Genomic DNA, 12,953 nt, shown 5'->3' on the forward strand with positions numbered 1-12,953 from the left:
AGAGATGGCGATAGCAGTAAGTCATGGCAACACCGTACCTGATGGCTCACGTGTTGCACTTGGTCATTGAGACCGCCGTTTGTTACGCTGGTTCAGCTTCCACATGCTGTGCCGGTAGGTCCAATGATCCATCACCTTGCCGGTGAACGCAGGTCCTTGCTTTGTGTGGATCGCCTGCGGATAGCCACAGCCACGGAACCATCCGTATATTCGCTGAGAATCAAGAGGCAGAGGAGAGGGGCAGTTCTTCCTGACTGTTTTAATGAATCGTAGTAGGTTGACATCTATGTCGGCGTTGGCCATGATTCATATTGCCAATGTAGTGTAGGGAGAACTTTCTGTATGAATGGCGTAACAACTTTTATGTTAGCTGAACCGAACGGCTTTGCCGCACGGCCGAAAACCCGCAACTAACTTGTAATCAATAGATCCCGGGTTCGACTCCTGATGTCGGCACCAGAACTTAAAGATATCAATGACTTAGGTCATTTCAGGAAACCGCCAACTAGGCGGTTTTTGTGTCTGTTCATCGGATCCTCTTTTTCGCATACGTCATAGGCTACTTTCCTTATTTCTATTTCTTAATTAGCGGGATTTATACAGCCTTTCCTTAAGTCGTCGATACGATCTCCTTACTGATTTTACGCTTGCTGTTTCGCTTCATGCGCGCTGAAAGCCAGTCGCAGCATTTGCGCTTCGTCCATTTCGTCTCGCGTCAGTACGCCGGCCAATTTGCCTTTCGATAGCACGCCGACGCGATCGCAGAGTGCGAAGATCTCCGGCAGTTCCGATGATGCCACGACTACGCTCAACCCCGAGTCGACCGCGTTGCGAACGATATCGTAGAGCTCGGCCTTGGCACCGACATCGACACCATGCGTAGGCTCGTCGAGCAGCAGTAGTCGGGGGTGGGAAAGTAGCGCGCGGGCGAAGATCACCTTTTGTTGATTGCCACCGGAAAGGGTGGTGATCGGACGGCGATCATGCTCCATGCGTACCGAGAGTGCGGCGAGTTGGCGGCCGACCGCTTGTGCCTCACGTGTCGTAGATACCATGCCCTGGCGTGAGAAACTGCGCAGAGACGATGCCGATGCGTTTCGACGTACACAGTGCTGGGGGAGAATTCCTGCTGTCTTGCGTCCCTCCGGTACCAGCGCGACTCCCTGTTTCAGGGCTTCGGATGGAGAGCGTGGCGCGAAGGACTTGCCGAAGAAGCGCAGCTCGCCGGACGAGGCCCGGCGTGCGCCGCAGAGCGTTTCCAGCAACTCCGTGCGTCCTGCACCGACCAGGCCGAAGAGACCGAAAATCTCTCCTTCGCGAATGGATAACGAGATGTCATCAAGAACGTTGGTTACCGATAGACTGGCTAGCTCCAGTACATGATTACTGACAGGGTCGGTATCGAACGAACGCTTCCGGTTTCGATATTCGAAGAGGGCGCTCTTTCCGGTCATGTCGGCAATGATCTTGTCTTTTGAGGTTTCGGCCGGCTGACGATCGGAGACAACGTTACCGTTGCGCAGCACCAGGAGTCGATCGCAGATCGACAGCGCTTCTTCCAGACGATGCGTAATGAAAATAATCGCGGTACCGGCTTCTTGCGCCCGCCGTACGAAGGCCAGAAAGCTTTGGACTTCATGCGGAGTAAGCGATGAAGTCGGCTCGTCGAGAATCAGAAGGCGTGGCTCGCGAGCCGCTGCGCGTGCGATTTCGACAAGCTGCTGTTCACCTGCGCGCAAGCCGCTTACCGGCGTGTCGACGTCGATTGCGTCCGCACCGACCACCTTCAGCATCTTGCGGGCCTCGGCGCGCATTGTTCTACGGTCGACGAAGCCCAGCGCGGTTCTAGGCATCTGGCCGAGAAAGAGATTTTCGGCGACGTTGAGCGCACCAACGACCGACAGTTCCTGATGGACGAAGGCAATGCCTGCCGAGATGCCCTCGGCAATGGATGAAAATCGCACGGGTCGACCGTTGTATAGGATCTCTCCCGCATCGGGCTGCAGACCTCCCGCCACGATATTCATCAGCGTGGACTTGCCGGCGCCATTTTCGCCCAGGAGGCCGATCACTTCACCCGGTGCCACGGATAGGGTCACGTTTTCGAGCACGTTGACAGGGCCGAAATGCTTGCTGACCCCATCCAGATGCAGCATGACCGAAGCGGAGGCATCTCGTGCATGATTTGGCTGCCTGGGGTTGTGACTCATTCGGCAGCCTCCTCCGGCGTGATCAGATTCCCTTGTACCGGGATTTGCGAGGGGACTTCGGTTCCGGCTACGAGATGGTTGAAAAGCATCACGGAGCTATCGAAAGCCTGCTGGAAGGGGGCCTGGTCAAGAAGACCGACCATTTCACCGGTTTTCAGATAAGCCATGTTGTCGGGCGTATGATCGAAGCCGACCACGCCGACTTGACCGGTAAGACCAAGATCCTGCACTGCCTTGGCTGCCCCATAGGGGCCACCTGCAGTCACATAGACCATTTCGAGATCGGGATTGGCTGTATACATGTTCTGCACGATGGAGTAGGCGTTTTCGGCCTTGTCGCGGTTCTCGAACGGGCCGATGATCTCGATATTGGGTGCGTTGTCCTTGAGGTAGTCGAGCGCACCATTCATGCGCATCTGATGCTGTGTTGCGCCGAAATAGCCGGTAATGACACCCAGCTTGCCGCTGCCGTCCATCCTTTCGGCAATGAACTTGCCGATCTGCTGGCCGGCAGCCGTTGCGTCCTGTCCCATGAAAGCGAGGCGTTTCGAGGGCGAAGAACCTTCCGCAATGATTGAAAAGACCGGCACACCCATCTCGGTCGCTTCGTTGATGATACGGGCTGTGCCATTGAAGATCGGAACGACAACGATGCCGTCATACTGCTGAGCGAGCGCTGCCTCGATGCCGGAAACTACGGCTTCGGCGGAAAGATCATTGCCCAGATCAATGTAGTCGAGCGATCCACCGAATGGGGCGAGATACTGCTTGGCGGCCATCGCGCCTTCCGTCACCGGCTTCCAGAAGGGATTGTTCTGGAATGACAGAAAGGCGATACGGACTTCGTCATCGGCCTTCTGAACCGCCTTGACGGTTCCTCCGTCGGGTAGCGACTGTGCGCTGGCGATACCGGACCAAAGCACCGCAGTCATCAATATTGTAGTGATTGTAGTGAAGCGAGTGAGTTTCATAATCGTTACTCTTGTCGTTGGTACTTGTGATATTGGCGTGGCTTACTCTTCGGCTTCGTTTCTCCTTTGCAGCCCATCGATTCCAACAGCAAGGATAATGACGAGGCCTTTGGTCACGACCTGCCAGTAGGCAGATATACCCAGCAGAACGAAGGCGTTGTTGAGAAGCGCCATGAGCATGGCGCCTATGAAGACGCCGGCGATGGTTCCGCGCCCGCCGCTCAGCGCAGTACCGCCTAGAATGACGGCCGCAATGACGTCGAGTTCGTATCCCATGCCCAGATTCGGATCGGCACTGGCCAGATTGCCGGCGAGAATGATGCCTCCCAGGCCGGCGAGCAGACCGCTGCAGGCAAAGACCATCATGCGGATGCGTATCGTGTTTATGCCGCTTAGCCGTGCGGCCTTGGGATTGTCTCCGACTGCATAGATCTCGCGTCCTGTCACGCTGCGAGTAGCAAACAGGTGAACGACAATGGCGAGCGCGACCATCAGGATGACGGAAATGGGAATGTCCCAGAGCCGTCCCGAACCGAGTACTTCCGCCCAACCCGCCAGTGCGACGGGGATGCCGCCTGTCATGAGGAGAGCGACGCCGCGTGCGACGGATAGCATCCCGAGCGTTGCAATGAACGGATTGATGCGAAAGCGCGTCACCATGAGGCCATTGAGTACGCCTGCACACAGGCCGGCTCCCAGCCCTGCGCCTAGCGCCAGCACGTTGACCCCGGTGGCTTCCAGCGTGATTGCGGCACATACGGCGGATAGACCGATTATCGAGCCGACGGACAGATCGATACCGCGAGCAATAATCACGAGCGCCTGGCCGAGTGCCACGATGGCTACTACCGCACCCTGGCGGCCGACGTTCATGAGATTGCGCTGCGACAAAAAGTAGTCGTTGGCGAACGTTAGATACAGCGCCACGAACAACAACATCATGAAGATCGAAAATTCGCGCTGTTTCACTACGCCCTTGAGTTGCGCCAGCATAGTCGTCACCGTTTCAGGAAAGTCGCGTTGCGCTTTTCGGCGAAGGCCGCCCGGCCTTCGTCTGCGTCTGCGGTCGCAAAGCAGATGGTTTGGAGGTCTCTTTCGTAGGCGACCGCTTGTTCGAGGGGCATGTTGAAGGCGGCGTGCAGATTCGCTTTGGCCGTTTCCGCTGCGATAGGTGCTCGTGCGGCGATTTGCTCGGCAATCTCTCCTGTACGGAGAAGTAGAGTCTCGGGTGCCGTGACTTCGCTGACGAGCCCCCAGGTTAGCGCTTGCTGTGCGGTGACGGGTTCGCCGGTCATCACCATGAGTGCAGCGTTTGAAGGCCCAATGGAGCGGGCCAGATGGGCCGTCATGCCGCCGCCGCCGATCCAGCCGAGTTTGATTTCGGGTGCCCCCAGACGTGCGCTATCGGCGGCAAGGCGAATATCGCAGGACATCGCCATCTCCAGTCCGCCGCCGAATGCGTAACCGTTGATGGCGGCGATGGAAGGCTTTTTCAGTGCCCGCAACAAATCGCAGTACTCGGTACGATTTCGAAAGGCCCAGGGCGTGCTGTAGGTGTCCAGAAGCGCAATGTCAGAGCCCGCGCAAAAGGCCTTGCCAGTTCCGGTCACGATGACCGTTCGGATGTTATCTTCCGCGTTGCAGTAATCGACCGCGTCCTTGAGCAGGGACGCCATCTCCGGCGTCATGGCGTTCAGCTTTTCGGGACGGTTATAGGTAATCGTGGCGACATGGCCATTGGTTTCCAGCGTGAGCGGCGGGTTCATTTGCTTTTCTCCCTTAATTCTTATGTGAACGGTCGAATAGGGTTGCGAGATCGTGCGCCAGACGGCGCTCCGATAGCCCGTTTTCCAGCCCTTCGCGTAGGCGTGCCGATGCCTGAGTTTGAAACGCGATGAATCCGTTGTGACGTGGGCGAATGCTGGCGTGACGTAGCGTGCGTAGCGTGTTGGCATAAAAGCCGTTCCAACGCTGGTTCAATTGCGGATCGCGCCAACTTGCCAGGATGCTTGGCTGCCCGGCATGCCTGGGGATGAAGTCGGTCTGGGCACTTTCGCTGAGTAGCCAGAGCAGATGATCACGCAATTCATCGTTAACCTTGCAGTGACTCGAGATGGCGATGCCGGTGCCGCCCAGGATCGAGCCCGGCGAGCCACCCGGGGACAGCGACGGTGCATCGAAGAAGTCCAACGGTCTCGGCAGGGCGGGGTTGGCATAGTTGACATAGCCATAAACCAGCGGACACAGGCGCACGTCGTCGCTCGTGGTCATGAGCTCCAGCAAGCCGATGGGATTGAGCGAGCGCGTTGCCGGTGGCACACGGGGCGCGAGTGTCGACAGGATCTTGAAGGCCTCACGGGAGACTGCGGCATCGATCCATTGGTCACCTTCACGCAGATCGATCTTCGGATCGAGAGCGGCCGCGGTGGAGAGAAATGAAAGCAGGGCGTGGGGACCAGCCAGAGACAGAGCCACACCGCCGTGCGTCTGCGATAGTTCGATTATCTGTTCCCATGTATCGGGAACGGGCATGGTCATCAGGTCTGTGCGGACCGCCATGACTTGCGTGGCGGCATCCAGCGGTAGCGCCCATTGACGGCCTTGGTACTGGTAACTGGCATAGCTGGGCCCTGCCGATGCGGCAGCGATCCGCTGAAGGTCCTCTCTTTCCAGTATTTGATCGAGCGGTATCAGGCATGCCGAACTGACGGCTTCGCCGAGATGAGGATGATCTAACACTATGAGGTCGTAGCGTTCGCACAGGTCCGCGATAGGGGCTGACTCGAAGCCCTCCAGGGAATGGGTATCCCAGCGGACCGGGCCTTTGGCTCGGGCTGCCGCCTCGAGGGCCTGAAAACCCCGTGGGTGGTCCCAGGTCAGCCCGGTGAAGCTTGCGCTCATGGCCGCTCCCCGCGCAGGATGGCGTCGCCGAAGGCGGTTATGTCTGCATCACTGAAGCCGGCTTCGCGCAGGATTTCTTCGCTATGTTCACCGGCCAGCGGTGCGCCACGTGCGATGCGACTCGGCGTTTTGCTAAAGCGGATGGGGAAGCCCGGCGTTTTCACTCGACCCTCGGTTGGATGGTCGTATTCGACGAACGTGGCGTTATGAGCGATTTGCGGGTCGGATACGAGATCGGCGTATCCGTACACCGGAGCGGCCCAGATGCCATGTTCCTCGAAGCGGGCCATCCACTCCTCGGTATCCCGGATGGGCAGCGCTTCACGTACCAGTCGAAACAGCTGGTCGCGGTTATTCCAGCCATCCTGCTCGTCGTCCATCTCCGCCAATTGGGGCTGCTCAAGCGCTGCGCTCAGTTGTTTCAGGTCGGGCATGGCCAGAGCGATGAAGCCGTCACGGGTAGCGAATACACCGTAGGGTGAGCGGATGTAGACATGTCCGTGAGGCTCGGCGCTGCGCTGCTGAGGTTTGCCCGCTACGGTAAACACCGATAGCTCCTGCATCTGCAGGGTGGTGATGGCGTCGAGCATGTTGACTTCCACTTTCTGCCCCTCGCCGGTGCGTTCACGGTGCAACAGGGCGGCAAGTACGCCTTCGAAGGCGGTGTATGCGGTGACTGCATCGACGAGGTACTGTCCGGCGGGCTGCGGTGCTTCGCCTTCTCGACCGCTGGAGAGCATGGCGCCGGACATGGCTTGTAGCAGTAGGTCCTGGCCAGGGCGGCGTGCGTAGGGACCATCCTCACCGAAACCTGACATGGAAACGTAGATCAGGCTCGGGTTGATCTCCGCGAGGCTTTCGTAGTCGACACCCAGCCGTTGGGCCACGCCGGGTCGGTAGTTCTGGATGAAGACATCTGCCTCGGCTACTAGACGCCGAATGATCTCGCGGCCGGGTTCGCTTTTCAGGTTGACCGCTAGGGAGCGCTTGTTGCGGTTCAATGAAAGGAACGAAACGTTGATGCGATTGCCATTGGCACCACCTGCCGGCATATGTCGTTGCCACTCGCCGTTCACCGGTTCGATCTTGACCACATCAGCACCCAGATCACCGAGCCGCTGAGCCGCAAAAGGACCGGCCATGGCGATGGAGCAGTCGAGCACTTTGTAGCCGTTCAATATTGTCATCGTTGCGAGTCCTGTCAGTTCATTACCCAGCCACCGTCTACCGGCAGGGTCTGACCGGTAACGAAAGCCGAGGCGTCGGAGGCGAGGAACACGATTGCTGCGGCGATATCCGTGGCATTGCCGCGTCGCTTGATCGCTTGGTGATCGAGCACGAACCGGTTGTACTGCTCCGGATCGGGGTGAATCTTTTCCGCATCGGTGGGAAAGGCACCTGGAGAAATGGCGTTACAGGTGATTCCCCACTTGCCGAATTCGCGAGCCCAGGCTCGGGTCAGACCAACCAGCGCTCCCTTCGACTGTACATAGGGAGAGAGATGCTCCCATCCACCCGAAAGCGTGATCGAGGATACGTTGATGATGCGTCCCCAACCTTGTGTACGCATGCCGGGCAAGGCGGCCTGAGTGCAGACCAGAGCCGATTCCACATTGACGGCGTGCACTGTGCGCATTTCCTCAAGGCTATAATCCTCGAAGGGCTTGCTGGGGTAGATGGCGGCGTTGTTGATCACGATATCCAGCGCTCGATCCTGTACTAGCTCTTGCAAGCGACGGGACAGGTTCGCGTGATCGGCCAAGTCGATTTCCAGCAGCTTAAGTCGCTTGCGATGGGCGTCGGGGACCGCCGCGTGCAGTTTCGCGGCCTTGTCGGGGGCGTTGTCGATGGCAATGACCTCCGCGCCCATGGCCAGCATTTCCAACGTCGTTTCATGGCCCAGACCGCCGGCGGCACCGGTATACAGGATGCGCTTTCCGGCCAGGGAGAAACGTTCGATAAGGGGCAGCGATGGCGTCATGAGCGGCCTCCAAGGCGACGGAATTCTCCGGACGGCGCGGGGAAATTCTCGGCGGGTTGTCGAGCGATAGCGGTAATGTGTCGTTCGCAACGGGCGATGGCCTCCTCGCCGTCGAGCACGCTGAAGCGTGTCTGGTAGCAGCGCTCATCGCCATGTTCCAGCCAGATCATTTCTCCCCGCTCGCGTGCCTCGCCCTGGCCGAGAACGTGGTGTGTCGCGGGCTCGATGCCCATGGCATATTGGCCAGCCTGAAAGTTCTGCCACTGGAACTGACAGGGAAACTGCGCTTTGCGAGTGGTCACGCACAGTCCCAGGCCGAGACGGTCATTGACCAAGGCGGACGGTACCTGGCCATCATCGTCGGCCCCCATTTCGTGCTCCCAGACCTGTTCGTGGAAGCGACGTTGTGGTTCGGGAAGCTCGCGGTAGCCTACGTTCTGATCGCGATAGTTTTCGGCATGGGCGGCCCACACCACGTCACGAATCGGAGCCAGATAGCGGCTACCTTCATCGAGCAGCGGGTAGCCAAGATTAATGTGGTAACAGAGCATGTGCGGTGTGCGATAAAAGCCACGATTGACCACTCGGTCGTTGAGCGTTATGTCATTACTACCGACCTCGATCTCGATGCGTCGATGCAGTTCCAGGTGTTCGCCGAAAACGGTTCCCTGGCGAATGATGCCTTCTGCCCACAATATGCAGGTGTCGCCCTCCCAGCGCTCTCCATAACCGATGAGGTGAGCGGGTATAGTGCCGGCGCGCCCGTGCAGCGATTGCTTTGCGACCTGGCGGGGGGCATAAACGTAGTCGTTTGTTGGTGCGTCATACATGAACAGGATGTGGTCCAGGCCGCATGTGATCATGAGGCCGGAGAACGAGCGCATCCAGCCAAGTCCACCTTCGCCCTCGTATTCATGCAGGCCCGGATGACGAAAGCCGGAAGGTGAGTGCCAGCCAATGGCATGGCCCCGATATTCACAGTCCGCGATGTCCATGGCACGGTCCACGAGTACGCTGAAGCGGAGCCCGGTGCCGGAACGGAACTCGAGCAGTCGGATGCCGCGCTCCACGCCGTTTTCCAGACACATCAGCCGCACACCGGCAAACTGACCGAGATCGCCGGTGCGTGCCTCCAGGTCGTGGCGACTGAGTGATTGACCGTAAATTTCAGGCATGAGGTGTCCTTTGGACGCCGCCTGAAGCGGCGCCTCACAATTTAAGAAGGGTTGTTAGAAAGGCGAGGACTAGACGCCGTTGGTGCGCAACTTTCCTTCCAGGAAGCGCTTGGCCCGGGGCACGTCGCTCTCGTCCAGGTGTTCGATGATGATTGGAATGTTGGGATGCTTGCGGGCCAGACGCTGTAGATAGAGGTCGTAATTCAGCTCGCCGAGCCCAGGGGCAGGCAACTCGATTTCCCCCACGCCTCGAAAGGTATGACTCTCCGCCGCGCTATCGTCACCGATGTCGAAGTGTTTCTCGGTCTTGTCATCGCCTGAGCGTTTCACATCCTTGGCGTGAGCAATGCATATCTTGTCCGAGAGGGCGTCAAACACGTGGTTCAGGGTCGCATCCATCTTGTCGATGTTGTGCGCTTCGAAATAGTTGGTGGGGTCCATCAGCAGCCCCAGGCCAGGATGATCCACCTCGGCGAACATGCGTAAGGTCTCCTCGACCGATCCGACCACATTGTTGACATAGGTCTCCAGCAGGAACACGGCGCCGTGGTCGTAAGCATGTTGGGCCAACTCGGCGATCACGGCGCGGCAATCGGCCCATCCCTCCTCGGTTTTGTTCTTGGGATGGTGCACCCAGTCACTGTCCGGGTTGAAGGTGCCGGTTTCCGAGATGACGTAGGGTGTACCCAGATGGCGGGCATTGGCGAGAATCTCCTTGAGCAGGGCGTTACGCGACTGCCGCTCGCCGCTATCCGGGTGGACGATGTTGGTGTAGGCGGAGATCGCACAGATAGGCAGGTGGTTGTCTCGGAAAGTATCTCGAATGAGATCGCATTTTGCTCGGGTGATCTGGCCCGCCGAGAGATCCATATCCTTGAAGTGCATGTCTAGTTGCACGGTATTGAAATTGTGGCTGCGGATCACCTTGGCGGTTTTTTCCAGTTCGTAGGGAAAATAGCCAGAAAAGATTCCGGTCTGCATCATGATGGCGTCTCCTGTCTGTTCTTATTGGTCCAGCATGGCTTGCGTCGAAAGGCTCGTGTTCGATAGGGCTAATCGACGAAGTCGGCAAAATGCACTGTCCGGCGTGCATCGATGGATTCATAGGCGGCCTCCACCAGGGCCATGGTGCGCACCGTGTCGGCGACATTGAGTACCGGTTCGGTGTTGCTATGTACGGCGAACTGCAATTGCTCCATAACGCCAATAAAGGCATGAGGGAACCACATGGTCCGCCAACTCGGCGTTACCCACTTTCCGCCGGTATGCGTGCGGCTGGCATAGCGTAGTGTGGATGCAGCTCCCATTGGCCAGCCGATGGAGCCTTGGGCTACACCCTGCGTGCCTTCGACTCGCCAATGGATGTGTTGATCATCTTGATAGTCATCATCACGTGGCCCCGACCAGACGTCTTCCAGAGAAAGCGCCAGCAGGCCTGATGGAAACCGCAACGTCGTGGCCACGATGCCGTCTTGATGTTCGAACTCGGTGCGTGGGTCGCGGCGAGTCACGCTGGTTACGTCCAGTGGCTCACCGAATAAAAAGCGCAGAGCATCCAGGTGGTGAACGCTCATGTTGGCCAGCGTCAGGCGATCGTAAGTACTCAGGAAACCTTGCCAATGAGGAATGGCGTGCATATCGATCTGTGCGAATATCGGTTCGCCTAGCACGCCGGCATGCAGCAATTGCGATAGCGATCGAATGGACTGGTCGTAGCGCATGTTCTGATTGACAGATATCGGTTTGCCGACAGCGATCGCTTCATCGCGCAGTTGCCGTGCTTCCTCCAGTGTCAATGCCAGAGGTTTTTGCACCAGAATTGCTTTGATGTGCGGCGCGCGCAGGGCTGCACGTATCAACGCGGGTTGCTGGTCAGGAGGATAAGCGATGTCCAGAATCTGCACCTGCGGATCGTCGATCAATGCCTGTGGGGTATCGTGAACTTTATCGATCGACCAGCGCTGTGCCACTTTCTCGGCATTGGCACGGGTACGTGAGGCGATTGCACAGACGGGAAAGCCGGCTTCTCGATAGGCTGCCAAATGGCACTCGGCCATGATCATGCCGGCGCCGATACAACCTATACGATAATTGCGGACTCGGATTTCAGGGTCCGGTTGGAGAGCGAGTTCAGTCATCGTTAGCCTCTCGAAAGCAGGAACCGATGCATCCAGTCCCCGGCGAGCAGCGTTGATCGAACGACAGATGTCGAGCGAAGTGAATGATGCCTAAACAGGTTTGATTATTAATGATGTTTAATCAAACGTGTTTTTCCATCATTCAACATCATTTAACGTCATTATGGTTATACTTAAGGATTAACTGAGCAAATTTTAAACAGAATGTCGTCTTTTCAAATTTAGTGATGTATTTTGATGGTGTGCTAAGGAGGGGCTTTTGTGCGCACGACCATCAGTCAGATTGCAGAAATATCCGGTTATTCACCGGCTACCGTTGACCGAGTACTCAACAACCGCGCTGGCGTTCGTTCGCGTACTCGCGATGCCATTTTGCAAACCGCGCATGAGTTGGGCTATTTCGGTCCCGTTACGGATTATGGTTCCCCGGAAGTGACAATGGATTTCTTGCTGCCGGCAGGGGGCAATACCTTCATGCTGTTGCTGCGCAAGTATATTGTCGAGGAAGCCAAAGGGTATGCTGGCATCAAGCCTCGCTTGCATCTCTATGAAGGTTTCAATGCGGAGCGTCTGGCCGAACGGCTGTTGGAGTTGGAAGGACATACCAATGCCGTGGCCATTGTCATGCCGGACCACCCTTTGATACGCGAAGCGGTCAATCGTCTGGCGAACGGCGGCATCCATGTAGCAACGTTGGTTTCGGACTTACCGTCACTCAACAAGATTGGCTATGTGGGAATCGATAATCGAGCAGCCGGGCGTCTGGCCGGATTGCTGATCGGTCGATTCTTGCGCGAAGATTGCGAACACGATGTTGCTGTCTTTATCGGCTTCGCTTCCTATCGAGGCCATGAAGAGCGCGAGATGGGATTTCGTTCGATCCTGTCCCAGGATTATCCCAATCTGCGCATTCGTAATATTGTCCAGGTCAACGATGATCGTGAGCGAGCCTACGAGGAGACTCAACGCTTGCTGACGAATAAGCCACCGGCTGCCATATACAACATTGGTGCGGGCAACCAGGGAATCGGGCGTGCATTGCGTGAAGCTGGCGCGAGTCCGGTATTCATTGCCCACGACTTGACTGAAGCCACCAAGGGTATGTTGCTGGATCGTACGCTCGATGCAGTGATCGACCAGAACCCCAGAGTCGAGGCCCGCGAAGCCATCAAGTTATTGGCGTCGGCGATTAGGGGGTCTCGTGAACCATCTTATCCACCGCGTCTACAGGTCGTGTTTCGCGAGAACATTCCAGTCGTTTGAACTAGAACACCCAATTTGGCAGCGTCAACGAGATCGCCGGCACGAAGGTCACCACCAGCAACAGGGCGACCAGCAACAGCCAGTAAGGCGTGATCGCGCGAATGAAAGCCCCGATCGAGACGCCAGTGATGCTGCAGGTCGTGAACATCACCGTGCCCAACGGTGGCGTGATGGTGCCGATCGAGGCGTTGAGGATGAAGACGATACCGAAGTGCACCGGGTCGATGCCGAACTGGGCCGCCACGGGAGCCAGCAATGGCGAAAGCACGATCAGAATCGCGTTGCCTTCCAGGAACATGCCGAGGATCAGCAGC

At 57.5% G+C, this 12,953-nt stretch carries 12 protein-coding genes; 1 reads left to right on the forward strand and 11 read right to left on the reverse strand.

The annotated features are described in order from the left end of the window. Positions 1–641: 641 nt before the first annotated feature. From BC443_RS11785 to BC443_RS11830, 10 genes are all read right to left on the reverse strand, one after another. Positions 642–2,210: a sugar ABC transporter ATP-binding protein gene (locus BC443_RS11785; RefSeq protein WP_083387368.1), complete on the reverse strand. Its 1,569-nt coding sequence runs from the start codon at positions 2,208–2,210 to the stop codon at positions 642–644. After that, the gene (locus BC443_RS11790; RefSeq protein ID WP_083387369.1) at positions 2,207–3,181 is read right to left on the reverse strand and encodes a substrate-binding domain-containing protein; all 975 of its coding nucleotides are present in this window, start codon (positions 3,179–3,181) and stop codon (positions 2,207–2,209) included. The genes BC443_RS11785 and BC443_RS11790 overlap by 4 nt, the downstream gene beginning before the upstream one ends. 42 nt (positions 3,182–3,223) lie before the next feature. Next, complete coding sequence (locus BC443_RS11795) at positions 3,224–4,174, reverse strand: ABC transporter permease (RefSeq protein ID WP_071232043.1); 951 nt, start codon at positions 4,172–4,174, stop codon at positions 3,224–3,226. 5 nt (positions 4,175–4,179) lie between these two features. Next, positions 4,180–4,947, reverse strand: a complete 768-nt coding sequence (locus BC443_RS11800; RefSeq protein ID WP_071232044.1) for an enoyl-CoA hydratase/isomerase family protein — start codon at positions 4,945–4,947, stop codon at positions 4,180–4,182. 13 nt (positions 4,948–4,960) lie between these two features. Further along, positions 4,961–6,082 carry an extracellular solute-binding protein gene (locus BC443_RS11805; RefSeq protein ID WP_071232045.1) on the reverse strand — a complete coding sequence of 374 codons (1,122 nt, stop codon included), beginning with the start codon at positions 6,080–6,082 and terminating at the stop codon, positions 4,961–4,963. Next, positions 6,079–7,269, reverse strand: a complete 1,191-nt coding sequence (locus BC443_RS11810) for a CoA transferase (RefSeq protein WP_071232046.1) — start codon at positions 7,267–7,269, stop codon at positions 6,079–6,081. The genes BC443_RS11805 and BC443_RS11810 overlap by 4 nt, the downstream gene beginning before the upstream one ends. 14 nt (positions 7,270–7,283) lie before the next feature. Further along, entirely contained in the window at positions 7,284–8,063 is a 780-nt protein-coding gene (locus BC443_RS11815) for an SDR family oxidoreductase (RefSeq protein WP_071232047.1), read from the reverse strand. Next, complete coding sequence (locus BC443_RS11820; protein ID WP_071232048.1) at positions 8,060–9,238, reverse strand: aldose 1-epimerase family protein; 1,179 nt, start codon at positions 9,236–9,238, stop codon at positions 8,060–8,062. Before BC443_RS11820 ends, BC443_RS11815 begins: the two co-directional genes overlap by 4 nt. A 69-nt stretch (positions 9,239–9,307) precedes the next feature. Next, a complete protein-coding gene (locus BC443_RS11825; RefSeq protein ID WP_071232049.1) occupies positions 9,308–10,222 on the reverse strand; it encodes a sugar phosphate isomerase/epimerase in 915 nt (304 codons plus the stop codon). Between the two features lie 68 nt (positions 10,223–10,290). Continuing rightward, positions 10,291–11,376, reverse strand: a complete 1,086-nt coding sequence (locus BC443_RS11830) for a Gfo/Idh/MocA family oxidoreductase (RefSeq protein ID WP_071232050.1) — start codon at positions 11,374–11,376, stop codon at positions 10,291–10,293. A 261-nt stretch (positions 11,377–11,637) separates the two neighbouring features. Between BC443_RS11830 and BC443_RS11835 the strand changes: the two genes are divergently transcribed. Further along, positions 11,638–12,639, forward strand: coding sequence for a LacI family DNA-binding transcriptional regulator (locus tag BC443_RS11835; protein ID WP_071232051.1), 1,002 nt, complete (start codon positions 11,638–11,640; stop codon positions 12,637–12,639). A gap of 1 nt (position 12,640) precedes the next feature. Here BC443_RS11835 and BC443_RS11840 read toward each other — a convergent pair. Next, a partial coding sequence (locus BC443_RS11840) for a TRAP transporter large permease subunit (protein ID WP_139284305.1) occupies positions 12,641–12,953 on the reverse strand: 313 nt, incomplete at its 5' end.

This window comes from Salinicola sp. MIT1003, assembly GCF_001858555.1.
Lineage (GTDB): Bacteria > Pseudomonadota > Gammaproteobacteria > Pseudomonadales > Halomonadaceae > Salinicola > Salinicola salarius.

What these genes read in the sequence shown, in the direction of transcription:
- BC443_RS11805 (WP_071232045.1), bottom strand. Translation starts at nt 6,082, where the DNA reads ATGAGCGCAAGCTTCACCGGGCTGACCTGGGACCACCCACGGGGTTTT.
- BC443_RS11785 (WP_083387368.1), bottom strand. Translation starts at nt 2,210, where the DNA reads ATGAGTCACAACCCCAGGCAGCCAAATCATGCACGAGATGCCTCCGCT.
- BC443_RS11795 (WP_071232043.1), bottom strand. Translation starts at nt 4,174, where the DNA reads ATGCTGGCGCAACTCAAGGGCGTAGTGAAACAGCGCGAATTTTCGATC.
- BC443_RS11830 (WP_071232050.1), bottom strand. Translation starts at nt 11,376, where the DNA reads ATGACTGAACTCGCTCTCCAACCGGACCCTGAAATCCGAGTCCGCAAT.
- BC443_RS11825 (WP_071232049.1), bottom strand. Translation starts at nt 10,222, where the DNA reads ATGATGCAGACCGGAATCTTTTCTGGCTATTTTCCCTACGAACTGGAA.
- BC443_RS11815 (WP_071232047.1), bottom strand. Translation starts at nt 8,063, where the DNA reads ATGACGCCATCGCTGCCCCTTATCGAACGTTTCTCCCTGGCCGGAAAG.
- BC443_RS11790 (WP_083387369.1), bottom strand. Translation starts at nt 3,181, where the DNA reads ATGAAACTCACTCGCTTCACTACAATCACTACAATATTGATGACTGCG.
- BC443_RS11810 (WP_071232046.1), bottom strand. Translation starts at nt 7,269, where the DNA reads ATGACAATATTGAACGGCTACAAAGTGCTCGACTGCTCCATCGCCATG.
- BC443_RS11800 (WP_071232044.1), bottom strand. Translation starts at nt 4,947, where the DNA reads ATGAACCCGCCGCTCACGCTGGAAACCAATGGCCATGTCGCCACGATT.
- BC443_RS11820 (WP_071232048.1), bottom strand. Translation starts at nt 9,238, where the DNA reads ATGCCTGAAATTTACGGTCAATCACTCAGTCGCCACGACCTGGAGGCA.